Origin of the sequence: Sulfitobacter sp. SH24 (assembly GCF_965641895.1) — a bacterium.
GTDB classification, from domain to species: domain Bacteria; phylum Pseudomonadota; class Alphaproteobacteria; order Rhodobacterales; family Rhodobacteraceae; genus Sulfitobacter; species Sulfitobacter dubius.
In genome coordinates this window covers 2,146,214-2,172,916 of the sequence record NZ_OZ282575.1, presented here as the reverse complement: position 1 = coordinate 2,172,916, position 26,703 = coordinate 2,146,214, and the positions used below count along the sequence as shown (strand labels likewise).

At 60.6% G+C, this 26,703-nt stretch carries 26 protein-coding genes; 10 read left to right on the top strand and 16 right to left on the bottom strand.

Annotation, left to right across the window (positions count from 1 at the left end):
* Positions 1 to 26: 26 nt before the first annotated feature.
* The 3 genes from ACSQ16_RS13300 to prfB all read left to right on the top strand — a co-directional run bounded on the left by ACSQ16_RS13300 (position 27) and on the right by prfB (position 5,180).
* Positions 27 to 1,247, top strand: coding sequence for an N-acetylmuramoyl-L-alanine amidase (locus tag ACSQ16_RS13300; RefSeq protein WP_243262808.1), 1,221 nt, complete (start codon positions 27 to 29; stop codon positions 1,245 to 1,247).
* Positions 1,248 to 1,376: 129 nt separating this feature from the next.
* Positions 1,377 to 3,932, top strand: coding sequence for a penicillin-binding protein 1A (locus ACSQ16_RS13295; RefSeq protein ID WP_243262809.1), 2,556 nt, complete (start codon positions 1,377 to 1,379; stop codon positions 3,930 to 3,932).
* Positions 3,933 to 4,055: 123 nt separating this feature from the next.
* A complete protein-coding gene (gene prfB / locus ACSQ16_RS13290; protein WP_243262810.1) occupies positions 4,056 to 5,180 on the top strand; it encodes a peptide chain release factor 2 in 1,125 nt (374 codons plus the stop codon).
* Positions 5,181 to 5,186: 6 nt separating this feature from the next.
* Here the strand turns inward: prfB and ACSQ16_RS13285 are convergent, their stop codons facing one another.
* Entirely contained in the window at positions 5,187 to 5,984 is a 798-nt protein-coding gene (locus tag ACSQ16_RS13285; RefSeq protein ID WP_243262811.1) for a helix-turn-helix domain-containing protein, read from the bottom strand.
* Between the two features lie 217 nt (positions 5,985 to 6,201).
* Here ACSQ16_RS13285 and ACSQ16_RS13280 point away from each other — a divergent pair, with 217 nt between their 5' ends.
* Positions 6,202 to 6,561 carry a hypothetical protein gene (locus ACSQ16_RS13280; RefSeq protein WP_093926501.1) on the top strand — a complete coding sequence of 120 codons (360 nt, stop codon included), beginning with the start codon at positions 6,202 to 6,204 and terminating at the stop codon, positions 6,559 to 6,561.
* Positions 6,562 to 6,574: 13 nt separating this feature from the next.
* Here the strand turns inward: ACSQ16_RS13280 and ilvN are convergent, their stop codons facing one another.
* From ilvN to ACSQ16_RS13250, 6 genes are all read right to left on the bottom strand, one after another.
* The gene (ilvN, locus tag ACSQ16_RS13275; protein WP_093926500.1) at positions 6,575 to 7,135 is read right to left on the bottom strand and encodes an acetolactate synthase small subunit; all 561 of its coding nucleotides are present in this window, start codon (positions 7,133 to 7,135) and stop codon (positions 6,575 to 6,577) included.
* Between the two features lie 71 nt (positions 7,136 to 7,206).
* Complete coding sequence (locus tag ACSQ16_RS13270; protein ID WP_243262812.1) at positions 7,207 to 8,961, bottom strand: acetolactate synthase 3 large subunit; 1,755 nt, start codon at positions 8,959 to 8,961, stop codon at positions 7,207 to 7,209.
* A 411-nt stretch (positions 8,962 to 9,372) separates the two neighbouring features.
* A complete protein-coding gene (locus tag ACSQ16_RS13265) occupies positions 9,373 to 10,191 on the bottom strand; it encodes an arginyltransferase (RefSeq protein ID WP_243262813.1) in 819 nt (272 codons plus the stop codon).
* A gap of 72 nt (positions 10,192 to 10,263) precedes the next feature.
* Positions 10,264 to 10,701 carry an RDD family protein gene (locus ACSQ16_RS13260; RefSeq protein WP_243262814.1) on the bottom strand — a complete coding sequence of 146 codons (438 nt, stop codon included), beginning with the start codon at positions 10,699 to 10,701 and terminating at the stop codon, positions 10,264 to 10,266.
* Positions 10,702 to 10,779: 78 nt separating this feature from the next.
* Positions 10,780 to 11,187, bottom strand: coding sequence for a DUF2852 domain-containing protein (locus ACSQ16_RS13255; protein WP_243262815.1), 408 nt, complete (start codon positions 11,185 to 11,187; stop codon positions 10,780 to 10,782).
* 134 nt (positions 11,188 to 11,321) lie between these two features.
* Complete coding sequence (locus tag ACSQ16_RS13250) at positions 11,322 to 11,795, bottom strand: YbaK/EbsC family protein (RefSeq protein WP_243262816.1); 474 nt, start codon at positions 11,793 to 11,795, stop codon at positions 11,322 to 11,324.
* Positions 11,796 to 11,924: 129 nt separating this feature from the next.
* On the opposite strand from ACSQ16_RS13250, the gene ACSQ16_RS13245 reads away from it, so the two are divergent.
* The 4 genes from ACSQ16_RS13245 (at position 11,925) to ACSQ16_RS13230 (ending at position 16,834) form a co-directional block, all read left to right on the top strand.
* Complete coding sequence (locus ACSQ16_RS13245) at positions 11,925 to 14,726, top strand: bifunctional [glutamine synthetase] adenylyltransferase/[glutamine synthetase]-adenylyl-L-tyrosine phosphorylase (RefSeq protein WP_243262817.1); 2,802 nt, start codon at positions 11,925 to 11,927, stop codon at positions 14,724 to 14,726.
* Positions 14,723 to 14,995, top strand: a complete 273-nt coding sequence (locus ACSQ16_RS13240; RefSeq protein ID WP_317406236.1) for a hypothetical protein — start codon at positions 14,723 to 14,725, stop codon at positions 14,993 to 14,995. The genes ACSQ16_RS13245 and ACSQ16_RS13240 overlap by 4 nt, the downstream gene beginning before the upstream one ends.
* A 61-nt stretch (positions 14,996 to 15,056) precedes the next feature.
* A complete protein-coding gene (locus ACSQ16_RS13235) occupies positions 15,057 to 16,283 on the top strand; it encodes an RSP_2647 family RNA methyltransferase (RefSeq protein ID WP_243262819.1) in 1,227 nt (408 codons plus the stop codon).
* Positions 16,283 to 16,834 carry an RSP_2648 family PIN domain-containing protein gene (locus tag ACSQ16_RS13230; RefSeq protein ID WP_243262820.1) on the top strand — a complete coding sequence of 184 codons (552 nt, stop codon included), beginning with the start codon at positions 16,283 to 16,285 and terminating at the stop codon, positions 16,832 to 16,834. Before ACSQ16_RS13235 ends, ACSQ16_RS13230 begins: the two co-directional genes overlap by 1 nt.
* Here ACSQ16_RS13230 and ACSQ16_RS13225 read toward each other — a convergent pair.
* From ACSQ16_RS13225 to ACSQ16_RS13200, 6 genes are all read right to left on the bottom strand, one after another.
* Positions 16,831 to 17,514, bottom strand: a complete 684-nt coding sequence (locus ACSQ16_RS13225; RefSeq protein ID WP_243262821.1) for a M48 family metalloprotease — start codon at positions 17,512 to 17,514, stop codon at positions 16,831 to 16,833. The genes ACSQ16_RS13230 and ACSQ16_RS13225 overlap by 4 nt on opposite strands.
* Before the next feature lie 72 nt (positions 17,515 to 17,586).
* Complete coding sequence (locus tag ACSQ16_RS13220) at positions 17,587 to 18,018, bottom strand: OsmC family protein (protein ID WP_243262822.1); 432 nt, start codon at positions 18,016 to 18,018, stop codon at positions 17,587 to 17,589.
* A 74-nt stretch (positions 18,019 to 18,092) separates the two neighbouring features.
* A complete protein-coding gene (locus ACSQ16_RS13215) occupies positions 18,093 to 19,283 on the bottom strand; it encodes a vWA domain-containing protein (protein ID WP_243262823.1) in 1,191 nt (396 codons plus the stop codon).
* Positions 19,283 to 19,453: an apolipoprotein acyltransferase gene (locus ACSQ16_RS13210; protein ID WP_093926488.1), complete on the bottom strand. Its 171-nt coding sequence runs from the start codon at positions 19,451 to 19,453 to the stop codon at positions 19,283 to 19,285. Before ACSQ16_RS13210 ends, ACSQ16_RS13215 begins: the two co-directional genes overlap by 1 nt.
* Before the next feature lie 27 nt (positions 19,454 to 19,480).
* Positions 19,481 to 20,851: a DUF2927 domain-containing protein gene (locus tag ACSQ16_RS13205; RefSeq protein WP_435988560.1), complete on the bottom strand. Its 1,371-nt coding sequence runs from the start codon at positions 20,849 to 20,851 to the stop codon at positions 19,481 to 19,483.
* A 208-nt stretch (positions 20,852 to 21,059) separates the two neighbouring features.
* Positions 21,060 to 21,899 (bottom strand): AAA family ATPase, encoded by an 840-nt coding sequence (locus ACSQ16_RS13200; RefSeq protein WP_243262825.1) that lies wholly within the window; start codon positions 21,897 to 21,899, stop codon positions 21,060 to 21,062.
* 168 nt (positions 21,900 to 22,067) lie between these two features.
* Here ACSQ16_RS13200 and dksA point away from each other — a divergent pair, with 168 nt between their 5' ends.
* Positions 22,068 to 22,490: an RNA polymerase-binding protein DksA gene (gene dksA / locus ACSQ16_RS13195; RefSeq protein ID WP_093927218.1), complete on the top strand. Its 423-nt coding sequence runs from the start codon at positions 22,068 to 22,070 to the stop codon at positions 22,488 to 22,490.
* An 84-nt stretch (positions 22,491 to 22,574) separates the two neighbouring features.
* Positions 22,575 to 23,741 carry an FAD-dependent monooxygenase gene (locus tag ACSQ16_RS13190; protein WP_243262826.1) on the top strand — a complete coding sequence of 389 codons (1,167 nt, stop codon included), beginning with the start codon at positions 22,575 to 22,577 and terminating at the stop codon, positions 23,739 to 23,741.
* Positions 23,742 to 23,773: 32 nt separating this feature from the next.
* On the opposite strand, the gene ACSQ16_RS13185 is transcribed toward ACSQ16_RS13190, so the two are convergent.
* The 3 genes from ACSQ16_RS13185 to rocF are packed head-to-tail and all read right to left on the bottom strand — an operon-like array spanning position 23,774 to position 26,670.
* Positions 23,774 to 24,823 (bottom strand): ornithine cyclodeaminase, encoded by a 1,050-nt coding sequence (locus ACSQ16_RS13185; protein ID WP_243262827.1) that lies wholly within the window; start codon positions 24,821 to 24,823, stop codon positions 23,774 to 23,776.
* A 12-nt stretch (positions 24,824 to 24,835) separates the two neighbouring features.
* Positions 24,836 to 25,747 carry a citrulline utilization hydrolase CtlX gene (ctlX, locus tag ACSQ16_RS13180; protein WP_243263146.1) on the bottom strand — a complete coding sequence of 304 codons (912 nt, stop codon included), beginning with the start codon at positions 25,745 to 25,747 and terminating at the stop codon, positions 24,836 to 24,838.
* Entirely contained in the window at positions 25,747 to 26,670 is a 924-nt protein-coding gene (gene rocF / locus ACSQ16_RS13175) for an arginase (RefSeq protein WP_243262828.1), read from the bottom strand. Before rocF ends, ctlX begins: the two co-directional genes overlap by 1 nt.
* Between the last annotated feature and the right edge of the window lie 33 nt (positions 26,671 to 26,703).

The following is a 26,703-nucleotide window of genomic DNA, read 5'->3' as shown; positions in this document are numbered from 1 at the left end:
AGCCAAAACGAGCAGGGTGATCAAACATGCGGGCAGTTCTAAAGGGTCTGGCAATGGCGCTGGCCTGTGCAGTGCCGGTGGCCGGGGCGGCGCAGGAGTTGACCGCATTGGCGCGGGTCGATCCGATGGAGAGCACAGTAAAAGACGGGTGGTTCGGCAAGACCGACCTAACCGTGGCGCTGAGCCAAGGGGTGCCTTTCCGTGTTTTCTTGCTGGATGACCCCGCCCGGTTGATCGTCGACTTCCGCGAGGCGGATTGGAGTGAGGTGGCTCGCGGCGATTTGCTGGACAAACCCGGTCGCATTTCGGCCCTGCGTTATGGCGCGTTTCAACCCGGTTGGTCGCGGCTGGTCGCCGATCTGGCCGAACCGATGGTGCCTGCGGAAATCGGCATGCCGGTGGATACGGCTAGCGGCAAAGCGCGCCTGGAAATTACGTTGAAATCCGTCGATGCCGAGGTCTTTGCCAAGGCTGCGGGCGTGCCGATTGATCCGGCGTGGACCACAGCGCTCACCGCGCCGCCAAAGCCGCCAGCGGTCGACAAAAACACCTTTACTGTCGTGCTCGACCCCGGCCATGGCGGCATCGACCCCGGTGCGCAGCGCGAAGGGCTGGATGAAAAAGACCTGATGCTGAACTTTGCCCGCGACCTGCGCGATGCGCTGCGGCGCAAGGGGGTGGATGTGCTGCTGACCCGTGACGAAGACCTCTTCGTGGCGCTTGAGCATCGCGTCGCCATCGCCCATCAGGCGGAGGCCGATCTGTTTATCTCGCTCCATGCGGACAGCCTGTCACAGGGTGGGGCGAGCGGGGCGACGGTCTACACGCTATCGGATGATGCCAGCGACGTGGCGACCGAACATCTTGCCGCGCGGCACGATCGGTCTGACATTATCGCAGGCGCAGATTTGACGGGATCAGATGATCAGGTGGCCGGTATTTTGCTTGATCTTGCGCGCCAAGAAACCGAGCCGCGCTCGGATGCGCTGGCAAAGGTGCTGGTAGAGGGGATGCGCGCGGCGGGCGGGCCGATGAACAACCGCCCCCTGCGACGGGCTGGGTTTTCGGTGTTGAAATCCGCCGATATTCCCTCGGTTTTGGTCGAAGTCGGATTTCTCAGCTCCAAGCGGGATCTAACCAATTTGCGCGATCCTGTATGGCGTGCGTCGATGGTAACGGCGATGGCTGATGCAATTGTCAACTGGCGCGATCAGGATGCGGCGCTCAAACCTTTGATTCGAAAGTAGAATAGATAGATATGGCCAGTTCGGCGATGGGCGGACATTCGCCCCTTGCTAGCGGCCATGTGTTTTGACCCGCGCCAGTCCATCCTGTATAGGCTCGGTTCTATCCCTAGCCAATGGTGGTCCGCGCGCGTGTTTCGATTTGTCCTGTCCTTTTTGGGGGGTATCTTTACCACCCTGACCCTGGCCGTCGGCATGGTCGCTTTGACCATCGGCGCGGTGTTCTGGATGTATGGCCGGGATCTGCCCAGCCATGAGTCGCTGGCCCAATACACGCCGCCGACAATCAGCCGGATCTACTCGGGCCAAGGTCGTTTGATTGATGAATTCGCCAAGGAACGTCGTCTGTTTGCCCCGGCAAGCACGATCCCCGATTTGGTAAAACAGGCGTTCATTTCGGCGGAAGACAAAAATTTCTACACCCACGAAGGCTATGACCTGCGCGGCATTGGTGCGGCGGCGGTTGATGCGGTGAAATCACGCGGGCGCGATGTGCGCGGTGCATCGACGATCACGCAGCAGGTAATGAAGAACTTTCTGCTGTCCGGCGACCGGCGGGCCGAGCGCAAAATCAAAGAAATCATCCTCGCTACGCGGATCGAAGAGACGCTGAGCAAAGAGAAGATCCTTGAGCTGTATCTCAACGAGATTTTTCTCGGTCAGAACTCCTATGGGGTTGCTGCGGCCAGCCAGACATATTTCAACAAAACGCTGAGCGAGTTGGCCCCGCATGAAGCAGCTTTCCTTGCCTCACTGCCCAAAGCGCCGTCGGACTATCACCCGGTGCGCCGCAAGGACCGGCTGCTGGCGCGGCGGAACTTCGTGCTGCGCGAGATGAAAGAGAACGGTTATATCACTGCGGCGGAATATGAGACCGAAGTGGCGCTGCCGCTACGCTCGGTTCAGAATGGCGATTTCGAGAGCTTCAAGGCTGAACTGCCGCCCCGTGATTACTTTACCGACGAAATCCGCCGGCAGTTGAGCGAAGATTTCGGCGAGGGTGAGTTCTTTACAGGCGGTCTGACCGTGCGCGCGACCATCGACAATGAAATGCAGCCTGTTGCCGCCAATGCGCTGCGTCTTCAGCTTGAGCAATATGACCGAGGGCAAGGTATTTGGCGCGGCACGCGCTTTGACATTCCAGCCGAGCAGTTGACCAGCGAAGAGAAATGGCGCGCCGCCCTCGCGGACCTACGGGTGCCACGCGATATCGATTTGGAAAACCAATGGTATCCGGCAGTGGTGCTGGAGGTGGGCAATAACGACGCTCGCGTTGGGATCGAAGGCGTTGAAGAAGACGAAGACGGCCACTGGATTCCCGCGAAAGACGTGCAGTGGGCGCGCAAGCGGCTGGATGATGGTAAACTTGGCCGTAAGGCGCAGGTTGCCGGGGACCTGCTCGACGTGGGTGAAGTTGTGCTGGTACGCCGCATGACCTCGGACAGCGATGGGTCGTTCATCCGCTGGACCCTGCGGCAGGTGCCAGAAGTGCAGGGCGGTTTCGTTGCGATGGACGTGCATACAGGCCGTGTGATTGCGATGCAGGGCGGGTTCTCCTACCAGTCGAGCGTATTTAACCGCTCAACTCAAGCCAAGCGGCAGCCGGGGTCGAGCTTCAAGCCCTTCGTCTATGCCTCCGCGCTGGACAGTGGATATAGCCCGGCGACCATCGTGGTGGACGCCCCGATTGAGATCAACACACCGCAGGGTGTGTGGCGGCCTCAGAACGCGTCGCATAAGTTCTATGGGCCCGCGCCACTGCGTACCGGGATCGAACAGTCGCGGAACTTGATGACCATCCGTCTGGCCCAAGAGGTCGGCATGGATGTGGTCGGCAGCTATGCTGAACGCTTTGGCGTTTACGACGATCTCGCACCGCTGCTGTCCAACGCGCTTGGCAGTCAGGAAACCACACTTTACCAAATGGTGTCGGCCTATGCGATGTTCGCCAATGGGGGGGAACGGGTTCAGCCCACACTGGTGGATCGGGTGCAGGACCGCTATGGCCGAACCGTCTACAAACATGACGAGCGCAAATGCTACGACTGTGAGCAGATCAACCTCGCGCCGGGCGCAGCGCCTCGGATCATCTCGAACCGTGAGCGGGTGATGGACCCGGTGACGGCCTATCAGCTGACCTCAATGATGCGCGGCGTGGTAGAGCGCGGCACGGCCCGCAATGCCATCAATCTGCCGGTGCCAATCGCGGGCAAGACCGGCACCACCAACGATGAGAAAGACGCGTGGTTCGTCGGATTCTCGTCCAATGTGGTAGCGGGATGTTACATCGGTTTCGATACGCCGCGCCCGATGGGTCGCGGGGCAGGCGGCGGGCGTCTTTGCGCACCAGTGTTCCAGCGCTTTATGTCTGAGGCGATCAAGAAATACGGCGGCGGTGATTTCAAAGTCCCCGAGCAGTGCCGTTTCATCAAGATCGACCGTTTCACCGGCGCACGGCTGAGCGATAGCGCGACGGGTGCCAACGTTGTGTCGGAATGTTTCCGCAATGGCGAAGAGCCGCTTTTTGGCATCGCTTTCGACGGCGGTTTTGCCATGGGCGCGGATTTGCCTCTGGTCGAAGAACTGGGCGGTTCCTCCTCGCGTGAGGTCACCACATCGACCGGCAAAAAGGCCACCGTAGGCCCCAAGGCGAGCTTTGGCACGCTCAGCTCCGGCGGTTTGTACTAAGCCGACATAGGGGTCGGGCAGGCGTTCGGTTTGCCACCCCCACTTGCCGCCACTGGCGGGCTGGTCTATCTCTCGTGCGGCTCCGGTATTCGGGGCCGCATTACTTATCAAAGGCAGGCACACATGCGCGCAGAGGCACAGAATACCGCGGACCAGATCAGCAAGTCGCTGGAATTGCTGGCCCAGCGACTGGATGTGGAGACCGCGCCCTACCGGCTGGAAGAATTCAACGCCCGCGTCGAAGACCCGAACCTTTGGGACAACCCCGATGCCGCGCAAAAACTGATGCGCGAACGGCAGTCGTTGGTGGATGCCATCGACACCTATGAAGGCATCAAACAAGAACTGGCCGATAACGTCGAGCTGATCGAACTGGGTGAGATGGAAGGCGACGAAGAGGTCATCAAAGAGGCCGAAGGCGCGCTGAAGACCCTGGCCGCAACCGCCGCGCAAAAGGAACTCGAAGCGCTGCTGAACGGCGAGGCCGATAGCAACGACACCTTCCTTGAAATCAACTCTGGCGCGGGCGGCACCGAAAGCTGCGATTGGGCCAGCATGCTGGCGCGGATGTACGTTCGCTGGGCCGAAAAGAAGGGCTATAAGGTCGAGCTTCAGGCCGAGAGCGCGGGCGAAGAGGCGGGGATCAAATCCGCGACCTATAAGATTGAGGGGCATAACGCCTATGGCTGGCTGAAATCCGAAAGCGGCGTGCACCGTTTGGTGCGCATCTCGCCCTTCGACTCGGCGGCCAAGCGGCACACCTCCTTTACCTCTGTTAAAGTCTACCCCGTGGTCGACGACAATATCGAGATCGAAGTGAACCCTTCGGACATCCGCATCGACACCTACCGGTCATCCGGCGCGGGCGGCCAGCACGTCAACACCACCGACTCGGCGGTGCGGATCACCCACCACCCCACCGGGATCGTTGTGACCTCTTCCGAAAAGTCGCAGCACCAGAACCGTGACATCGCCATGAAAGCGCTGAAATCGCGGCTGTACCAGATGGAGTTGGACAAGCGTTCGGCGCTGGTCAACGAAGCGCATGAGAACGCGGGCGATGCGGGGTGGGGCAACCAGATCCGATCCTACGTGTTGCAGCCCTACCAAATGGTCAAAGACCTGCGGACCAACTACGAGACATCCGACACCAAAGGTGTGCTTGACGGTGATCTTGATGGGTTGATGGGGGCCACACTGGCATTGGCCGTCGCGGGCAAAAGCCGGGCAGAGGCGCAGGGCGACTAAGCTGCCTTAGTTGAACGGCACGTCCGGTTGTAGCAGTCGGCGGTGGTAAGGCATCAGCGCGTCAATGTCGGTAAACCCCGCATGCCGGGCGGCGGGGAGAACTACTTTGTGGTCTCTGCCGATATACTCGTAAGTCAACCGTGTGACACGTGTTCCAGCGGCACTTTCGGGGGCCGTTCGGGTGACATAGCCCACCCAAAAGTTATTCTCGAATGAAGCCACGCGGTTAAGGTAGTTAAACGACCCGGTCAGCGTCCTGCGCCGTGATACCATGATCGAAACACCGTTTTCCTGCTGCGAAACGATGCCACGATATTCTCGTGCATCGGGGTTTGTGGGCAACCCCTGTTCGCGTAGGGATCGGGCGCTTTCATATCCGCGCAGGAAGGTGCTGCTGTTGTGCCGAGCGACGAGAACGACACCCGTGACAAACCTGTCATGATCCAAGAAAGAGCGTCGCGCGAAGCGATAAAAACCGCTGGGAAAGTCCGCCTCAGGGATGTTCTGAACCCCGGTGCCCAGAAAATCGCGCAGAAAGCCGTTGTTGATCGGATCTTGGTTGAGGGAAATTTCGGTGACCGGCTCTAGCAGAACCCGCGCATCAATCTCAAAGAAACGGCAAATCCGGGCTAATACATCGGGCCGAGGGAAGCTTTCGCCCGACAGGTAACGGTTGAACTGGGTGCGGTTGATCCCAAGCTTTCGTGCAAGTTCTGATATTGAGGGGTGGTCGGCTGCCAATTGCCGCAAATTCGCACCAAACATGCTACGGAGTTCGGAGGGGGAGCGAGTCGGAGCGGTCATTCTGCCTCGTTCTGATTTCCGTGCCGGTCCCAGTGCAAAGACCGTCGCAGGCAAGTTGTTAAGGGTCTGATGCTGGTTAGCGTCAGAGGTGACGCGAATTTAAGGCTAAGCCTAAGGGAGCCGTCACAAATTGCAAGCGCACGTTGCATTTTAACCTATGTTTTACCTCCCCCGATTGTCGCAGACTGTAAGCCATTGATCGAAAGCGGGGTGTACTATGATAGGTGTAGTTCTGTGGAGCGATAACAGCGCTGGCAAGGCAGTCTTTTGGTGTGAAGATCATGGCGATCTGGCGTATTACGAAGAACCAATCGTCCAGATTGGGTGTGGTTCCGGATTTGATACCGGCGACATGGTGCAGTTCGATATTTCTGTGCATCGCAAACTACGGATTGCCGGGAACCCACGACTTGTCCAAGAAAATGCGGGCGGACATTTGCCTGACGCGCTGCGCGGCAATTCCCTTGCGGCTGAGGCGCTGAACGGCACGAAGGCACCGCGCAGGACCGCACAGATCATTCCCTTCGCACCAAAGGCCGGACAGCACCGCCTTGGCGCTGCCCAACTAAAAGCCTAAGATTAGGGGCGGGTCAGACTCCCCGTGCGAGGGCCGCAACCCCAGTGCGGGCCACATCGGCAAGGCCCAATGGGCGCATCAATTCGGCGAAGGCGTCAATCTTCTCCGGCGCGCCGGTGATCTCAAACACAAAGCTCTCGAGCGTGCTATCGACCACGTTAACGCGAAAAATATCCGCCAGACGCAGCGCCTCGACCCGGTGTTCGCCTTTGCAGATAACTTTGAACATCGCCAGTTCACGTTCCACGCTTGGGCCTTCGACGGTGAGGTCATGCACCTCATGTACTGGCACGATCCGACCGACCTGCGCCTTGATCTGTTCGATCACCTGCGGGGTGCCGCTGGTGACGATGGTGATGCGCGACAGATGCCCGGTGTGATCGACCTCTGCCACGGTGAGGCTGTCGATGTTATAGCCACGGCCCGAGAACAGGCCGATCACCCGCGCCAGCGCGCCGGGCTCGTTTTCAACCAGCACCGCCAGCGTGTGTTTTTCGACCACATCCGAGAAGTTGGGCCGTAGGTTATAGGCGGAATGCGAGGTCGCACCTTTCTTGATTTTTAGGGCAGCCATGTCTTTGTCCTTCTATCTAGCCGCGGGAATTTTTCAAAAATCCCCGGTCGTTTTCTTTGAAAGAAAACGGGTCACACCAGCACTGAGCCTTTTGCGTCGATCACACCTTGGGTCTCATGATCACCCGGCAGCAGCATCTCATTATGCGCCTTGCCTGAGGGGATCATCGGGAAGCAGTTTTCATGCTTCTCGACCAGACAGTCAAAGATCACCGGCCCATCGTAGTTGATCATCTCCATGATCGCGTCATCAAGGTCATCGGGGTCAGAGCAGATGATCCCTTTGGCACCAAAGGCTTCGGCCAGTTTGACGAAATCGGGCAGGGCTTCGGACCAGCTTTGCGAATAGCGCTCGCCGTGCAGCAGCTCTTGCCACTGGCGCACCATGCCAAGGCGTTCATTGTTGAGGATGAACTGTTTCACCGGCAGGCCGAATTGCATTGCCGTGCCCATCTCTTGCATGTTCATCAGCCAAGACGCTTCGCCCGCCACGTTGATCACAAGGCTTTCCGGATGCGCCATCTGCACACCGATAGAGGCGGGGAAGCCGTAGCCCATCGTGCCCAAACCGCCTGAAGTCATCCAGCGGTTCGGCTCTTCAAAGCCAAGGTATTGCGCAGCCCACATCTGGTGTTGGCCCACTTCCGTGGTGATATAGCGGTCGTGGTCTTTGGTCAGTGCTTCAAGCCGCGTCAGCGCGTGTTGGGGTTTGATCACCTTGCCGGATTGGGTGAACTTCAGACAATCCTTCGCGCGCCATTCTTCGATCTTGGACCACCATTTGGCGAGGCCCTCGCTATTGGTCTTGCGGCCGCGCGACTTCCAGACCTTCAGCAGGTCTTCGAGCACATGACCCACGTCACCGACGATTGGAATGTCGATGCGGATCACCTTGTTGATCGACGAGGGATCGATGTCGATATGCGCTTTGGTGGACTTGGGGCTGAAACTGTCGATGACCCCGGTGATCCGGTCGTCAAAACGCGCGCCGATGTTGATCATCAGATCGCAGTCATGCATCGCCATATTAGCTTCATACAGCCCGTGCATCCCCAACATGCCCAGCCATTTGTCACCCGACGCCGGGTATGCGCCGAGGCCCATCAACGTCGACGTGATCGGGAAACCCGTCGCATCCACCAATTCGCGCAAAAGCTGGCTTGCCGCCGGGCCGGAGTTGATGACCCCGCCACCAGTGTAGAAGATCGGGCGCTTGGCAGTCTCCATCGCGGCGACCAGTTCTGTGATCTCTTCCATATTGCCTTTGACCTGCGGCTGATAGCGCGAGGTTGAGGGTTTGGGGGACTCGTAGCTGCCGGTCGCGAATTGCACGTCTTTCGGAATGTCGATCAGCACCGGGCCGGGGCGACCATGGGTGGCGACGTGAAAAGCCTCGTGCAGGGTGGCACCCAGATTGTCGGTCTCTTTCACCAGCCAGTTGTGCTTGGTGCAGGGGCGGGTGATGCCCACGGTATCGGCCTCCTGAAAGGCATCCGAGCCGATCATGAAGGTCGGGACCTGACCGGTCAGCACAACCAGCGGGATCGAGTCGAGCAATGCATCCGTCAGGCCGGTGACCGCGTTGGTGGCACCGGGGCCGGAGGTCACCAGCACGACGCCGGGTTTGCCGGTCGAACGGGCATAGCCTTCGGCGGCATGGACCGCTCCCTGCTCGTGGCGCACCAGCACGTGTTTGATCGAGTTTTGCTGAAAGACTTCGTCGTAGATCGGTAGCACCGCACCGCCGGGATATCCAAAGACGGTGTCCACACCCTGGTCAATCAGGGCTTGGACGATCATTTTCGCTCCGGTCATTTGGCGTTTCATCTTAGGTGCTCCGTAAGGCAGGTTGTTGGCGTTTGGCATAAAAAAACCCCCGGTCTGACGGGGGCGCATGGGAAGTAGTATGGTTAACCGTTACCGGCCCATGCGCGTCTGTCCTACAATAATGACTAGGTTTATCATCTCTGGGTCCTCTTAGCTTGGCGTGAGATTAGGAGGGCTGCCGAGGGGCGTCAACAGCGAAAAGGCGAAAAACTTGCCCCGACACGGGTCTCATTTGGAGTTTTGTTTCTTCTGCGACTTATTTCGAGACATTTTCGGAAAGAATTTTATGCGATCGCGTATCTTTATCTCGAGATTGGGCGAAATTGGACCGGCGAATAGGTAGCAGTCGATCGCGACTCGGCGCTCGCGGGGGCACCGTGACATAATCAAAAAAGCAAAAATTATGCTGACTTAGCGTGGACCGACATCCGGCAGGGTAATATTGGCGACCTGTTCAGCAATCGGATCATTGCTCAGCGGGTGCTGGTCGGGCACAAACTGCTCAGGATTGCGCAGCTTCTGCCAATCGCCGCCCAAATAAACCTCAAGCCCGGAAAACTTGGCCTTATACCCCATCTTTTGGCTGCCCGGCACCCAATAGCCAAGGTAGACATAGGGCAGGCCAGCAGCGCGGGCGATCTCGATATGATCAAGGATAATGTAATTGCCCAATCCGTTGCGCGGGCGATCTGGAGTGTAAAAGGAATAGACCATACTCACCCCGTCATTGAGCACATCGGTCAGGCAAACACCGACGAGTGCATCATCCGCTTCGGGATCGGTGTATTCAATCACCCGGCTGCGGATCGGTGTTTCTTCGATCATCGCGGCGAACTCGAAAACGTCCATATCCGCCATGCCTCCATCTGCGTGGCGGCTGTCAAGGTAGCTCCGGAAGAGGTCATATTGCTCCTCCGTCGCCCAAGGAGAGGTTGCGCGCCGCTCAAGCCCCGTGTTGCGGTTCAGAATGCGGCGCTGGCTTTTGCTGGGTCGAAAGGCCGCCACATCAATCCGCGCCGAGAGGCAGGCGGCGCAATCGGCGCAGGAGGGGCGATAAAGCACGTTCTGAGAGCGGCGGAACCCTTGGCTCGACAGGCTGTCATTTAGGCGTGCGGCATTCTCCCCCTGTAGGGCGGTGAACAGCTTGCGCTCCATCCGACCCTCTAGGTAGGGGCAGGGCTGCGGCGCTGTGACATAAAATTGCGGTGTCAAAGGCAGTGTATGTCGCATGGGTTTCCAGCATTTATCGGGGGATGCTATCAACCCCCCCCCGCTGCGCCAAGGGCAAATTTGCGTGAGCGCCTAGCGGCTAAGGCGACGGTTCACCGGCGCGGTGCCAAGCGCCATATCCGTAAGGCTTTGGCGGCGTGCGGTGGTACAGATCAAAACCGCCGAGACGACCTGAATGATCGTCACCGTCATCGACAGCGAATAGCCGATCGTATGCAGCAATGCGGTGATGAAGTCAAAGGGCTGGTCGCGGCGGTCGCGCAGTTCCATCGCCATCAGCCGCATCCCCCATGTCGCCGAGCCGCTGGTCAGGGTGGCCACACGATAAGCAAAGCCAACCACCAGCACCAAAAAGGGAAAGAAGAACAGCGCAGTGAAGGCGGTGAACGGCACAAGCAGCAAGCAAAAGCCGACGATAATTATCACATCGATGATCCAAGCCAACAGGCGCTTACCAGCGATCCCGTCGTAGAATTGCGGGTGCAGATCGGGGTCAGGGGTCTGGGTCATGTCATGTCATGTCCTGCAAAGGGCCTCCCGGCGTGGAGCCGGAAGGCTGGGGTGAGGGGACGATGGTCAGGGGCCGGATCAGGCGCCGGTTGCCGTGTCGTCTTGCTTGGCGCGGTCGTTCATGAACTGGTCAAACTCCGCCTTGTCTTTGGCTTCGCGCAGCCGCTCAAGGAAGGCTTCGAAATTGCCCTGTTCCTCTTCCAAACGGCGCAGCGTGTCGGCCTTATAGGCGTCAAAAGCGCTGTTGCCAGTGCTGCGTGACATCATCGAACGGCTGGATTTGCGGCTGCAGGATTTCGAAGAGAACATACGTTTGCTCCAAGTCATATAGGCAAGAAGGGCGAGGCCAACAGGCCAGAAGAAGATGAAGCCAAGCACCATGGCGGCGATCCATGCGCCTTTGCCGCGGGCGTCCATCCAGCTTTCGGCACGGGCAAACCAGTTGCCGCGGCTGCCATAGATCGGGTCGGTGGTCACTGTCGTCATTGTAGAGCCTTTCGGTTCGTGACGGGCCTGTCGCCGGCCCGGGCGTTTTAGCTAATGTGAATGTCTTTCACATTGAATAGATCGGCACGCCCGGCCCGTTTCGCAAGGGGGTATGTGAATGTTTTTTACATTGGTCAGGATATCTCAACAAAGTCAGATACTTGGGCATCTGAAAGTTCCGCCATTTTTTGCGGATCGAGGCTGAAAACATGGTGCGGTGTGCCTGCGGCGGCCCAAACCAGCGGGAATTTCAATAGGCTGCGGTCAAACCACGCGCGGGGTGGGGTGATATGGCCCACGGGGGCGACACCGCCGATGGCAAAGCCTGTCTGCGCACGGATCAGGGCCGCCTCGGCCTTGCCCAACGCCTCTTCGGCTAAGGCCGAGGCGCGGGCCAGATCAATCTGCTGCGCACCGGCGGTGATAAAGAGCAATGCCTTGCCGCTGTCCTCTCCGCGCAGAACGATGGATTTGGCGATTTGATCCACCGCGCAACCCAATGCGGTTGCCGCATCCTGCGCCGTGCGCGCCAAGGCAGTTTCGCGGATATCTGGCGTGATCCCGGCGGCTTCCAACGTTGCGCGCACCCGTTTCAAACTCTTGCTCATCTTTCGCCTCTTGATGGTAGGTGCCCTGGTTAGGGCACAGGTGAAAGTCCTACCAACCCCGCGCCCTGTCGCAACCCCCATCCACGGCAGCCATTGACGCCGTGCGGATCAGCCCGCAAAGCTGGCCATATGACAGACCAATCCCTTGCCGCCCGGATCACCCGTTCCCCCCGCATCTACCACCGCGAACGCGCGCAGGATGCCGCTGCGCTGTTGCCTGATCTTGCACCCGACCTTCGCGATATGGTTTCGGCCGCTGCCTCTACCGCGCCTTATCTCATGGCGCTTTTGGAAAAGGAGGCCGATTGGCTTACGCAGGCCGTCGATAACCCCGAAGCCGCGCTTGCGGCCAACCGCGATGCGGCGGCGGAATTTGCGCCAGACCGTCTGGCTGATGGGCTGCGTCAGGGCAAGCGGCGCATGGCGCTGTTGACCGGGCTGGCCGATCTTGGCGGGGCATGGTCGCTAGAGGAAGTGACTGGTGCGCTGACCGATTACGCCGATGCCGCCTGTGGCGCTGCGCTGAGGGCGGGGCTTGCCGCCCAGATCAAACGTGGCAAGCTGCCCGGCATGACGAAGGACGATCTAGCCGATTGCGCGGGGATGGTCGTTTTCGCGATGGGCAAGATGGGCGCGAGGGAATTGAACTATTCCTCCGACATCGATCTTATCTGCCTCTTTGACGAGAGCCGTTTTGAGCCCGATGATTTCCACGCGGCCCGCAGCGCTTTTGTCAAAGCGACGCGGGCCATGTCGGGCACGCTGAGCGATATCACCGCCCAAGGGTATGTTTTTCGGACCGACCTGCGCCTGCGTCCCGATCCTGCCGTCACTCCCGTTTGCATCGCGATGGAGGCGGCAGAGCGTTACTATGAAAGCCTTGGTCGCACATGGGAACGCGCCGCCTACATCAAGGCGCGGCCCGCCGTGGGCGCCACGGCGGCGGGCGAGACATTCCTGCAATCGCTACGGCCCTTTGTCTGGCGCCGCCATCTTGATTTCGCCGCTATCCAAGACGCCCATGACATGCGGCTGGCGATCCGCGAGCACAAGGGTCTGGGCGGCCCAATTACCCTGCCGGGGCATGACATGAAACTGGGTCGGGGCGGCATCCGCGAGATTGAGTTCTTTACCCAGACCCGACAATTGATCGCCGGGGGGCGCGACCCTGAACTGCGCGCGCGTGGCACGTTGGCCGGGCTCAAGGTGCTGGCCGAAAAGAACTGGGTGCCGCAAGAGGTCGCCGAGGCACTCAGTGATCACTACCGCGCGCACCGCACGGTAGAGCATCGGTTGCAAATGGTGCAAGACGCCCAAACCCACACGCTGCCGCGGAGCAAAGCGGATTTTGAACGTCTCGCGTGCATGATGGACATGGACACGAACGCGTTGGAGGCAGACCTACACCGCCGCTTGCAGGCGGTGCACGATCTGATCGAGAGCTTCTTTGCAGCCACCCGCGAAGAGCCCCAAACTGCCAGTCCCGCACATCAATTCGACACTTCGGTGCTGGACCGTTGGCCCAGCTACCCGGCATTGCGTTCAGAACGGGGGGCCGATATTTTTGGGCGGCTGAAGCCACTGCTGCTTGATCGGCTGGCACGATCGGCAAAGCCAGATGAGGGGCTTTTGGCCTTCGACGGGTTTCTTTCCGGCTTGCCTGCGGGGGTGCAATTGTTCTCGCTTTTGCGGGCCAATCCGCAGCTGGGGGATCTGCTGGTCGATATTGTTGCTACATCGCCTGCACTGGCCGCCCATCTGTCGCGCAATTCGGGTGTATTCGATGCGGTGATCGGGGGGGACTTCTTCTCCGAGTGGCCGGGTCAGGAGCCGCTGACCAAGATGCTCCAAGACCATCTGGCGCAAGAGACCGATTATGAATTGCGCCTCGACGGTACCCGCCGTTGGGCGCGGGAATGGCATTTTCGGATCGGCGTACATCTGCTGCGCGGGCTCATCGACGCGGCCACCGCCAGCCGCCAATATGCCGAGCTTGCCCAAGCCGTTTTGCAGGCGCTTTGGCCCGTGGTTGTCGATCAATTCGCTACCCGCCACGGCCCGCCACCGGGGCGTGGGGCGGTGATCCTTGGCATGGGCTCGCTTGGGGCGGGGCGGCTGACGCCGACCTCTGACCTCGACATGCTGGTGATCTATGATGCCGATGGGGTGGATACATCCGACGGGCGCAGGCCCCTTGCCACGCGCACCTATTATGCGCGGCTGACGCAGGCGATGATTACCGCGATGACGGCCCCGATGGCACAAGGCAAGCTTTATGACATCGATATGCGGCTGCGGCCTTCGGGCAATCAGGGGCCCGTGGCGACCAGCCTCGCCAGCTTTGAGAGCTATCAAAAAGAACAGGCATGGGTGTGGGAGCATCTGGCGCTGACCCGGGCAAGGGTAATCGCGGGCCCCGGAGATCTGGGCCGAGATGTCGAAGCCTTGCGCCAAGAGATACTGGGCCGCGCCGCGCCGCGCGACAATGTGCTGGGCGAAGTGGCCAAGATGCGCCTGCGCATCGCCGCCGCGCGCAGTCCGACTGGGCCGCTTGATGCCAAAACCGGCGCAGGGCGGTTGCAAGACATAGAGCTTTTCGCCCAAGCGGGCGCGCTGATCGGCGGCACTGGGGCACGCGAGATTGACGCAGGATTGGCCGCGGCGCGTGCGGCAGGGGTGATCAATGCAGATGCCGAGGCTGCCCTTTCAGGCGCTTATACCAACGCATGGACCCTGATCTGTGCAAAACGCCTGCTGTCGGCCAAACCTTTGGACGCTGCCGCGTTGGGGCAGGCGGGAACAAGTTTCCTTTGCCGAGTGCTTGACTGCGATGATCTTTCCGCTTTGGAGGCTAAAGTGCAGGCCGACTATGCCACCGCAGGCGATATTATCGCGGCCGCGTTGCCGGAGCCAGCACAGGAGGGGGCATGACTGACGTTAATCCCGACGATCCTAAAGGATTGATCCGCGAATCCTACCGGATGGAGGGGATCGGCCCCACTGAGTGTCGCAGTGTCTTTCTTGATTGGGCGTTAAGCCTACCGGAAGGGCGCGACAGCGGGGCGGCCATTGCGCGCTTGCTGGACCAATACGGCGGGGCAGCCGCGGACCACCCGATGACGCAGGTGTTGTCTGAGGGGCAGACAACCCTTACCACGCCGCGGCGCCGGGGCGGCTGGCGGGGTAGGGCGCGCAATTGATCGCTGGTTGGGTGATGTAAAACCTCTTTCCCAAACGGCACGAACCCAGTACGAGGGCGCTATGACAACGCCCCAAACCCCCTCCGCCCCGCAGCCCGCCACGCTTCCCGTGGTGCGCCTTTTGCCCAAGGCCAACGCCCGTGCCATCCGCCATGGCTTTCCTTGGGTCTATGCCAATGAATTGGTGACTGACCGCCGCACGCGGGGCCTTGCCCCCGGCACGCTGGCGCGGCTTGAGGACGAAAACCGCACGCCCATGGGGCTGGTCGCGGTCAATCCGAACTCCAAGATCATCGCCCGGATGCTGGACCAAGAGCCGGAAGCCGAGATCAACCAAGCGTGGTTCGAGACCCGCATCACCCGCGCCCTTGCCCTCCGCGGCCAGCTTTACGATCAGCCTTACTACCGCCTGATCCATGCCGAGGCAGATGGTCTGCCCGGCGTCATCATCGACCGCTTTGGCGACACCTGCGTGATCCAGCCCAACGCCGCTTGGGCCGACGCGCTGCTTGAGCCGCTCGTGGCCGCCCTGCAATCAGTGACCGGTGTGACCAATGTGCTGAAGAACGCCTCTGGCCGCACGCGCAAGCTCGAAGGGTTGGACGATGCCTCGGTCACGGTCGCCGGGACCACGCCCGAAGGCCCGCTGCCCGTACCGATGAACGGGGCCACCTATATGGCCGACCTCACCGGCGGCCAGAAAACCGGCCTGTTCTATGACCAACGCCCGAACCATGCCTTTGCCGCCAATCTGGCGCGCAATGGGGCACGGGTGCTGGATGTCTTTGCCCATGTCGGCGGCTTCTCTCTCGCGGCACTTGCCAATGGTGCATCTTCTGCACTGGCCGTCGACGGCTCCGCCCCCGCGCTGGAGCTGGCCGAAGCCGGGGCCGCCGCAATGAACATGCAAGACCGTTTCGCGACCCGCCAAGGCGATGCATTCGACGTGCTGACCGCCCTGCGCGATGAGGGCGAGACCTTTGACGTGGTGATCTGCGACCCGCCTGCTTTTGCCCCCTCGCGCCAAGCGGTCGAGGCAGGCTTGCGCGCCTATGAGCGCGTGGCGCGCCTCTCGGCGCAACTGGTGGCAGAGAATGGTATTTTGGGGCTTTGTTCCTGTTCCCATGCCGCTGACCTTGCCCAATTCCGCACCGCCTCCGTGCGCGGCATTGGCCGGGCCGGGCGTCGCGCCATGCTGCTGCACACCGGTTTCGCCGGGGCCGACCACCCGCAACTGCCGCAGTTGGCGGAAAGCGGATATCTCAAGTCGCTGTTCTTCCGCCTATAATGCAAAACCGTCCGCGTGTGCTGATCGACACCTGCGTGCTTTACCCCACGGTGATGCGCGAAATGGTGTTGGGCGTGGCCCGGACGGGCGCGTTCGAGCCGATCTGGTCGGCGCGGATCCTGGAAGAATGGGCCCGCGCGGCGATCAAGCTTGGCCCCGCGGGCGAAGCACAAGCGCGGGCCGAGATTGCACTGTTGCGCGGCAACTGGCCGGGGGGCGAACGCGCGGCCGCCCCCGGCCTGCAGGCGCGGCTGTGGTTGCCGGATGCGGATGATATCCATGTGCTGGCCGTTGCGGTGGCCAGCAGCGCCGATATGATCCTGACGCTCAATGCCAAGGACTTCCCGCGCCAGATCCTCGCGGAAGAGGGGTTAAGCCGGGCCGATCCTGACAGCTATCTGCATGGGATTTGGCAGGCGACACCGGAACGGGTCGCCCCCGTGGCCGACGCCGTGCTGAAAGAAGCGCGGCGGCTGTCCGGCGAAAACTGGGAACTGCGGGCGCTGCTGAAAAAAGCCCGTCTGCCCCGGCTGGCCAAGGCGCTCGGCTAGCCGTCCCACCGCAACTGCATCTGGCGCAGCTTGTCTATCCGTTCTTCGGTCTTGGGATGGCTCAGCAGCCACGCGGGCGGCCGATTGCCTCCCGATTGGCTCAACGCGTCCAGCTTTTCAAACAGTGAAATCTGCGGGCCGATGCCGATGCCCGCTTTGGTCAGCAGGGCGGCGGCATAGGCGTCGGCCTCATATTCATCGTTGCGCGACAGCCGCGCCGCAAGCAGGCTGGTCAGCCCGCTGGCGATCCAGACGCCGATGCCGGGAATAAGCCGCCCCAGTACCATTGCCAGCGCCGTGCGCAGGGCGTTCTGGCCCGAGAAATCAATCATCCGACGGCGGGAATGCCCAAGTGCCACATGGCCTAATTCATGAGCAATGACGCTTGCCAATTCCTCAGCCGTTACAGCACCTTGGCGGAACTTGTTATAGAAGCCGCGGGTGATGAATATACGCCCATCGGGGGCCGCCAGCCCGTTGACGGGTTCGATCTCATAGAGATGCACCTTGATGCGCGGCAGGTCCAGCGCGCGGGCCATGCGGTTGCTGACCTCGTTCAACTTTGGATCGACCAACGGCGTCGATTTCGCATCCAACTCCCGCGCTGTGCGCCAAGCCGAGAAACGATACATCGCCAGCGCATAGAGGATGGCGAGAAGGATGGGGATAACGCGGATCATGCGCTCAATATGGGGAGCAGGGGGACCGGGGGCAAGCGGCCATGGCCTGCGCCCCGGTGGTATTTGCGGCGATTAAACGAGTTTGGCGTCCATCGTGATCTCAGCCGTCAGCAGCTTGGAGATCGGGCAGTTTTCCTTGGCCGTCTTGGCGGCCTTGTCAAAGTCCTCTTGGCTCGCGCCCGGAATTTTTGCCTCGACCGTCAGGTGCACTTTAGGCACGTGGAAACCACCGTCTTTCTCTTCCAGATGCACTTCTGCCTTGGTCTCGATGCTGTCGGGCGTCAGGTCGCTCTGCCCAAGGATCATCGACAACGCCATGGAGAAACAAGACGCATGGGCCGCGCCGATGAGTTCTTCGGGGTTGGTGCCTTCTTTGCCTTCGAAACGGGTGTTGAAGCCATAGGGCTGGTCAGACAGCACGCCGCTTTGGGTTGAGACATGGCCCTTGCCCTCTTTGAGCGAGCCTTCCCATTTTGCGCTGCCGGTTTTTACGATCGAAGCCATTGGAATATCCTTTCACTGAGCTTGCGTTCGTCCCCTCAACTGGCGCGAAATCGAAAGGTTTCAAGGCCGGGCGTTCAAGATCGCGTCATGGTCTTGATGCCTCGGCTCAAGCCTTCAAGGGTCATCGGCACCATGGCCTCGGGGCCGAAAATCTCTTGGATCATCGCGATCGACTGGGTGTAGCCCCACTGTCGTTCCGGCACCGGGTTGATCCACAGATGGTTTGGCCATTGATCCCGCGCACGCGCGAGCCATGTGGCACCGGCCTCCGCGTTCCAATGCTCATTCGCGCCGCCGGGATAGGCGATTTCATAGGGCGACATGGAGGCGTCACCGACAAAGATGCATTTGTAATCAGAGCCATAGCTGCGCAGCACCTCATGGGTGGGGATCTGCGCTTCCCAGCGGCGGCGGTTGTCGCGCCAGACGCCTTCGTAGAGGCAGTTGTGGAAATAGAAATGTTCAAGATGTTTGAACTCGCCACGCGCGGCGCTGAACAACTCTTCAACGACCTTCACATGCGGGTCCATTGAACCGCCGATATCGAGAAACAGCAGCACCTTGACCGCATTGCGCCGTTCTGGCCGGGTTTTCACGTCCAGATAGCCATGCTCCGCCGTGGCGCGGATGGTGCCATTGAGGTCGAACTCCTCCGCCGCCCCGTCACGCGCCCAACGGCGCAGGCGCTTCAGCGCGAGCTTGATGTTGCGTGTGCCGATTTCGACGTTGTCATCCAGATTGCGGAACTCGCGCTTGTCCCAGACCTTGACCGCGCGCTGGTGGCGGCTTTCCTTCTGGCCGATGCGCACGCCTTCGGGGTTGTAGCCATAAGCGCCGAAAGGTGAAGTGCCCGCCGTGCCGACCCATTTCGAGCCACCCTGATGCCGACCTTTTTGCTCTTCGAGCCGCTTTTTGAGCGTCTCCATCAGCTTGTCGAAACCGCCCATGGCTTCGATCTCGGCCTTTTCCTCGGGCGTAAGATGCTTTTCAGCCATCTTGCGCAGCCAGTCTTCGGGCAGGTCCACGGCGTCGAGCACATCATCTAGGCTGATGTTCTCCAACCCTTTGAAGGCGGCTGCAAAGGCGCGGTCGAACTTGTCGATGTTGCGCTCGTCTTTGACCATCGACACACGGGCGAGATAGTAAAACGCCTCTACGTCATAGGTGGCCAGCCCCGCCTTCATCCCCTCCAGAAAGGCCAGAAACTCGCGCAGCGAGACTGGAACACCGTGGCGGCGGAGTTGATCGAAGAACGGCAGAAACATCAGAGGCTCAGCGCGCGGTCCAGAAGGACCGTGGCAATCATGCCGACGATCAGGAAGGCAAAGCCGTAGCCTGCGGCATATTGCGCGATGTCCTTGCGGTTGCCGCCACGTTTGCGTGCGGTCAGCCCGCCGATTATCGCGCCAATCAGTGCCAATCCGAGTGCTATCATAACCTATTGCCCGTCTATTTAGCGGGCCTATCCATTGTGCGGGTTCAGGCTTGCGATTTCGCGCAGCTTGGCCCGCACGGCCCAGTCAGGGCCAAAGCCGTATCGCGCCCAGCCGATGCTGTCCAGCCTGACGCGGCGTGCCTCTATGCCGCGGCCTTCGATCTCCAGCGCTTCGGCCTTGAGCAGCATGAGCGTGGCCAGCAGTGCGGCGTTCTCGCTTGCCTCGGCAATGGGTAGATGCGGCTCGATCTGGGCAAGTGCGCCTGCGCCGTCGCCGATGGTCACCGCATAGCCCGCGCGCTGCGTGGCGACATAGGCGCGGTGCAGCGTGGTGCCGGGGGTGCGGGCATAGAGGGCGTCTGCCATCTGGTAATGCGTCTGCGCGGCGACAGGATCGGTCATCTGCGTGACGCGGCCCATTGCGTAGTGAGAGAATGCGTGGCGGTTGTCCTGCCAGCCTTGGGTCTGGGCGATGCGCAGCGCGTCGTGGGCGGCACTCAGGCGGGCGTTGCGGCTCACGTCGCGGCCAAGGGCCGTCTGGATCGCGCGGCTCCAGACCTGCGGTATGGCGCGGGCAGGGCGGGGAGTGACAGTGCCGCCGCCGGGGTTTAACCGCGCCAAGATATTCGGAAGCCGTGCGGCTACTTCTTCGCGGCGCATCCCAGAGCGCAGCGCAGGGTCATAATAGATGCGCAGCACCAGCATGTCGAAACCGGTCAGCACCGTATGCACATTGTCGTCATTAAATACCGAATCCGGCAGGCGGTAGAGATCGTTCAGCGGTCCAAGCGCTTGGGCCAGTTCCTCATGCAAACAATCGCGGCTTTCCTGTGGGCTCACGTCATTGGGCAGGAAAATCGCCAGCTTGCGCCGTTCGGTCAGGCGGGTCCAATCGGTGACGGGTGAGCGCCGTGTGCGGCGATATTCCTCAAGCGTGCTAACATTCGGCACCACGAAACAGGCCGCCTGCGGCAAAAGCCGCCGGATCTGGCTGCGGGTCACCGCTTGGATGGTGATGCTTGCCTCTCCGCCCGTGACCTCACTCAGCTCAATCCCGGCTTCGCGGCGCAGACGGGCCAGTAGCCGGGCAAGGTCCGGCCCCATCGTGGCGGGCGGTTGTCCCAGGACGCGCAGGGTGATCGGCCCCTCAAAACGGGTCAGAACGGGCAGGGCGCGGCCACTTTCCATGCGGAAGGACAGATCAAGGAAATCTTCGGCCAAGGCGGCGTTCGACACATGTGGCGCAGCCGGGCGGGCTTGGGCGAACTGCTTCATCGGGGGCAGGGTGCTGTCGGCGATCACCGCGCGGGTGGCGACCTCGGAGTGGGAGGCGGGCACGCAGGCGTTCAACAGCATCATCAGCGGCAGAAGCAACCGTGCCTTCACCCCGCGCTTCATGCGCTTGGGCTTTCAAGATGCCAATTCCGGCGTGATCTATGAAAGCATGCGCACGGCGCTGCCGCTGTCTGTCCTTGCATTTGCCTGCCCCATTGGTCGCTTAAACCCGGGTCTTGATGCCCGTGATTGACCTCAGCCTAGGCAGGCAAAAAATCAAAAGCGAGGAAAATACCCGCTTTTGACCTAAAGTCGTCGAGGTGTTGCCGCCCTACCGCTGGCGCCGCGCCATGAAGGCCAGCCGCTCAAAAAGATGCACGTCCTGCTCGTTCTTCAGCAGCGCCCCATGCAGTTTGGGCAGGGCGTTGGGGCCATCCTTGGCCAGATCCTCGGCCTCCATATCCTCGGCCAGCAGCAGCTTTAGCCAATCCAGCACCTCGGATGTCGAAGGCTTCTTCTTCAGCCCCTGCTGCTCACGGATTTCGTAGAATTGCGTCAGCGCCGTGGTTAGCAACTGCTGCTTGATGCCCGGATGGTGCACTTCGACGATCTGCTTCAGGGTCTCCATTTCAGGGAAACGGATGTAGTGAAAGAAACAGCGGCGCAGGAAGGCGTCGGGGAGTTCTTTTTCGTTGTTGGAGGTGATGATGACGATGGGCCGTTGGCGCGCGCGGATTGTCTCGCCCGTCTCATAGACGAAGAACTCCATCTTATCGAGTTCCTGCAACAGGTCGTTGGGGAATTCGATATCGGCCTTGTCGATCTCGTCGATCAGCAGCACGACCTTCTCATCGGCGTCGAAGGCCTGCCAGAGCTTGCCCTTGCGGATGTAGTTTTTGACGTCATGCACCCGCTCATCGCCCAATTGGCTGTCGCGCAGGCGGTTGACGGCGTCGTATTCATAAAGCCCCTGCTGCGCGCGGGTGGTCGATTTGATGTTCCACTCGATCATGCGCAGGCCCAAGGCGTCGCTGACCTGCCGTGCCAATTCGGTTTTGCCGGTGCCCGGCTCGCCTTTCACCAGAAGCGGACGCTCCAAGGTAACCGCCGCATTGACGGCGATTTTCAGGTCATCGGTGGCGACGTAGTCTTTGGTGCCTTGAAATTTCATCTTGTTTTCAACCTCGTGTGACGGGCGCTTGATCCTTGGCCTTTAACCAAAAATCAAAGGGATTGTGTAGTGACAATTGTTACCCGCTCAGATAGACGCTGCGGCAGGGAAGATGTCGGGAGACAGGCCTTTTTAATGTCTGAATTGAAAACCGCCGGGGAAAAACAGATGAAGCAGGAAGTTTTCCTGCCGGACGATTACAGTCCGGCTGAGGACGAGCCATTCATGAATGACCGTCAGCTTGAGTACTTTCGTCGCAAGCTGATCAATTGGAAATCGGAACTGTTGGCAGGTAGCCGTGACACCATCGAAGCATTGCAAGACGGCACGCGGAACATTCCGGATGTGACCGATCGTGCGTCGGAAGAGACCGATCGCGCGCTGGAACTGCGCACCCGTGACCGGGCGCGTAAACTGGTTGGCAAGATCGATGCGGCGCTGCGCCGGATTGATGAAGGTGAATTCGGGTACTGCATGAAAACCGGTGATCCGATCTCGCTTAAACGGTTGGATGCACGGCCTATCGCAACCATGACGCTTGAGGCGCAAGAGCGTCACGAGCGGCGCGAGAAGGTCCACCGTGACGACTGAAGCCATTTAGAACACCACAAACGCCGAGGCTCACGCTTCGGCGTTTGTGATTTAGGTATAATTTAAGCGCGGTCTGAGGCTGGCATGAAACCTTCCAATGCGATTGTCGTCGGTGGCGGGATCGGCGGGCTGGCGCTGGCCACCGCGTTGGCACGCAAGGGCGTGGCCGTAACCCTGCTGGAGCAGGCCGAGAGATTTTCCGAAATCGGTGCCGGGCTACAGATCAGCCCCAATGGCCTTGCCGTATTGCGCGCGCTTGGGTTGGAGCGTGGTTTAAAAGCCCGCGGCGCGGTACGGGGGCAGGCGGTGCGTCTGTGCGATTATGCTAAGGGCGCGCAGGTCGCGCGGCTTGATTTGATGCGCTTGGGTGATGATCAGCGCTATTACTTCCTCCACCGTGCCGATCTGATTGATCTGCTGCGCGAGGCTGCGCAGCGCGAAAATGTAAGTTTCGAGACTGGTGCACAGGTCGCCTCTATCCATCCCGGCGCATTGCCTCAGGTCCAGATGGCGCGTGGCGGGCGGCGGCGGGCCGAGCTTGTGGTGGCCGCTGATGGCATCCATTCTGTCGGGCGGGTGCAGTTGAACGGAGCGGATCAGGCTAGGTTTTCAGGCCAAGTCGCCTGGCGTGCGCTGATCCCCAATGACATCAATCATGGGCCGGAGGCACGGGTCACCATGGGGCCGGGGCGGCATTTGGTCAGCTATCCGCTGCGCGAGGGGCGATTGGTCAACCTCGTCGCCGTGGAAGAACGCGCCGATTGGGCCGCCGAAGGCTGGCATCACAACGATGATCCCGACAACCTGCGCCGGGCCTTCGCCAGTTTTGACGGCGAAGCCGCGCAGATGATGCAAGCCGTGCGCGAGGCTACACTTTGGGGGCTGCATTATCACCCGGTCGCAAGTGAGTGGCACGCAGAGGGGGTGGCGCTGATGGGCGATGCGGCGCACCCGACGCTGCCGTTTTTGGCGCAGGGCGCGAATATGGCGTTGGAGGATGCATGGGTTTTGGCCGATCATCTTAGCCGCCTGCCACGCGATGCGGCCCTTGCCGCCTATCAAGCCGCCCGCATCGACCGCGCCCGGCGCATCGTCAAAACGTCAGAGGGCAACGCCGCACGCTATCACCTACGACCGGGGCCGATCCGTTTCGCGGCTCATAGCGGGTTGCGCATCGCCTCCAAACTCGCCCCCGGCGTGATGCTGGGCGCGTTTGATTGGCTCTACGCCCATGATGTCACCAAAGGGTAGAGGCCACCGACCTTAGCCGGTGGCCCAAGGGGTTAGCCTGCCCGTTGTAGCATTCCGAAAAGATCACGCGGATCATCGGGATCGGCCAGCAGATCAAGCGGCTGGAACAGCCCCGTCTCGGCAATCTGGTCGCGGACATAGCGCAGGGCTGAGAAATCCTCGATGGCGAAGCCTACAGAGTCGAAGAGCGTGATCTGCTCCGCAGTCCGGCGACCTTCGGCCTGACCGGTCAGAACTTGCCAGATCTCGGTGACCTCGTGATCAGCCTCCAACTGCTGAATCTCGCCTTCAATCCGCGTCTGCTCAGGGAATTCCACAAAGATGTCAGAGCGGTGCAGGATCGCTGGAGCCAGTTCCGTCTTGCCCGGGCAGTCGCCGCCGATCGCGTTGATATGCACGCCAGAGCCTACCATATTGTCGGTCAAGATCGTGGCATATTGCTTGTCCGCCGTGCAGGTGGTGATGATCTGCGCGCCAAGGATCGCGTCCTCAGCGGTGTGGCATTCCACCACTTTGATACCGGAGCCCGCCAGATTGCGCGCACATTTCGCGGTCGCCGCGCGGTCGATGTCGTAAAGCCGTACCTCGTCCACGCCGCAGATCGCCTTCATCGCAAGGCTCTGAAATTCGGACTGTGCGCCATTGCCGATCATTGCCATCACATGTGCGCCCTTGGGGGCCAGCAAACGCGCCACCACAGCCGAAGTCGCCGCCGTGCGCAATGCCGTGAGGATCGTCATCTCGGTCAGCAGGACCGGATAGCCATTGTCGACATTCGCCAACAGGCCAAAGGCGGTCACGGTCTGGAACCCGTCTTTGGTGTTGTCAGGGTGGCCGTTGACGTATTTGAAGCCGTAAACATCGCCGTCCGAGGTGGGCATCAATTCGATCACGCCTTTCTCAGAATGGCTCGCCACGCGGGGGGTCTTGTCGAACAGCTCCCAGCGTTTGAAGTCGGCCTCGATATACTCGGCCAGCCCACGCAGCATGTCTTCGACGCCGATATGGTGGATCAGCTTCATCATCTTGTCGACGGAAACGAAGGGCACCAGCGCTTTGTCGGAGGGTTTGAGGTTGGTCATGTTCAAGTCTTTCTAATTGCGGCGGGCAAGGTGCAGGCCGGCGATCATACACCGGACAGACCCGCCTGCGGTCTCGATTGTAGGAATGGTCAAGGGCAGAATGCGGGCGTGGGCCTCGATCCTTGCCACCTGATCGGGGTCAAGAGCGGCCAGCGCGCGGTCAGAAATGGCCATGATCAGCCCGTCGTCACCGTCCAGCTCAATGGCATTTCCGGCGAACTCGTCGATTTGATGCGCCGTCAGCGCTATCACATCCCGTCCGGTTTCAGCGAGCCTGTCTCGGACCATGTCACGGCGCTTGGAATCGCTGATCAAATCAAGCCCGACCAGCGCTACCTTGGTGCCCACGGCCATCAGAACATTTGTATGATAGACCGGGCGGCCTTGGGCATCATGGGCATCAAAGGCAATCGGCTCAAAGTTGAAGTTGGTGCAGAACCGCTCCAACAGAATTGGATCGGCGCGGTGCGAGCGCGCCACATAGGCCACGCGCCCGATGTGATCGAGCACCATCGCTCCGGTGCCTTCGAGCGCCAGATCGTCATGCTCAAGGCCAGAATAGTCGATCACGTCCTGCACCCTGTAACGGGTCTTGAGCAGGTCGATCACATCCCACCGGCGCTCGCGGCGGCGGTTCGCGGCATACATCGGATAGACCGCCACATGCCCGCCGGCATGGGTTGAGAACCAGTTGTTCGGAAACACACTGTCGGGCGTCTCGGTGCCGGTGTCGTCGAAATCATGCACGGTGATGCCGACGCCGCGCAGCGCGGTGACGACGTGGTCAAACTCGGCCCTTGCAGCCTCGGCAACATCCCCAACGCTGGCGCGTTGAAAGGCATTGTCGGCCTGTGTCTCAGGGTTGGACCGGAAATGATGTGGGCGGATCATCACAACCGCCCTCGGTGCCTGTGCCTGCATGATCAATAAGCGCGTGTTGGGCGGTCGAACACGCGGCGGCCAAAGGCCGAGGCGGTGAGGTCCACCATCAGTTGCGCGGTGCGGCCCCGTTCATCAAGGAAGGGGTTCAATTCGACCAGATCGAGCGAGGTCATCAGACCGCTGTCCGACAGCATCTCCATCACCAGATGGCCCTCGCGCACGGTGGCACCGCCTGGCACAGTCGTGCCCACGGCCGGGGCGACAGAGGGGTCGAGGAAATCGACATCCAGCGAGACATGCAGCATCCCGCCCGCCGCTTCGACTTTATCAAGGAAGCGCTGCAACGGCTTGGCGATGCCGCTCTCGTCGATCTCGCGCATGTCGACGTAGGTGACGGTGGTTTCCTGCAGCGCCGCGCGCTCGAGGGCATCGACAGAGCGCAGGCCGATCATGGCAATATTGTCGTGGGGCAGGGGTGTTTCGATCTTGGGAAAGCCGTCAAACCCTTCGCGCCCGGTGACATAGCCCAAGGGCGTGCCGTGCAGGTTGCCGCTGTCGCTGGTCTGCGGCGTGTGGAAATCCGTATGCGCATCAAGCCAAAGCACGAAAAGCGGGCGGCCTGCTTTTTCAGCGTGGCGCATGGCGCCCAGCACGGTGCCGAGGGCCAGCGCATGGTCGCCGCCCATGAAGATCGGCAGCCCATCGTCCATCGCCGCATCAGCAGCGGCTGCGAGGCTTTCTGTCCATGCAATCGTCTCTTCCAGTGCGTGCAGCTTCTCATGCTCTTGTGCATGGAAAGGCGCGGGCGCGACGTTGCCGCGATCGGTAACGCTATGACCAAGATCGCGCAGGGCGCGTTCCAGCCCGGCTGTGCGGTAGGCGTCTGGCCCCATCAAGCAGCCGCGACGGCGCTTGCCGCTGTCCAGCGGAACACCCAGCAAGATGCAGTTTTGTTGGTTCGACATGGGGGACTCCTGAGCTGTTTAAACCCAGATAAT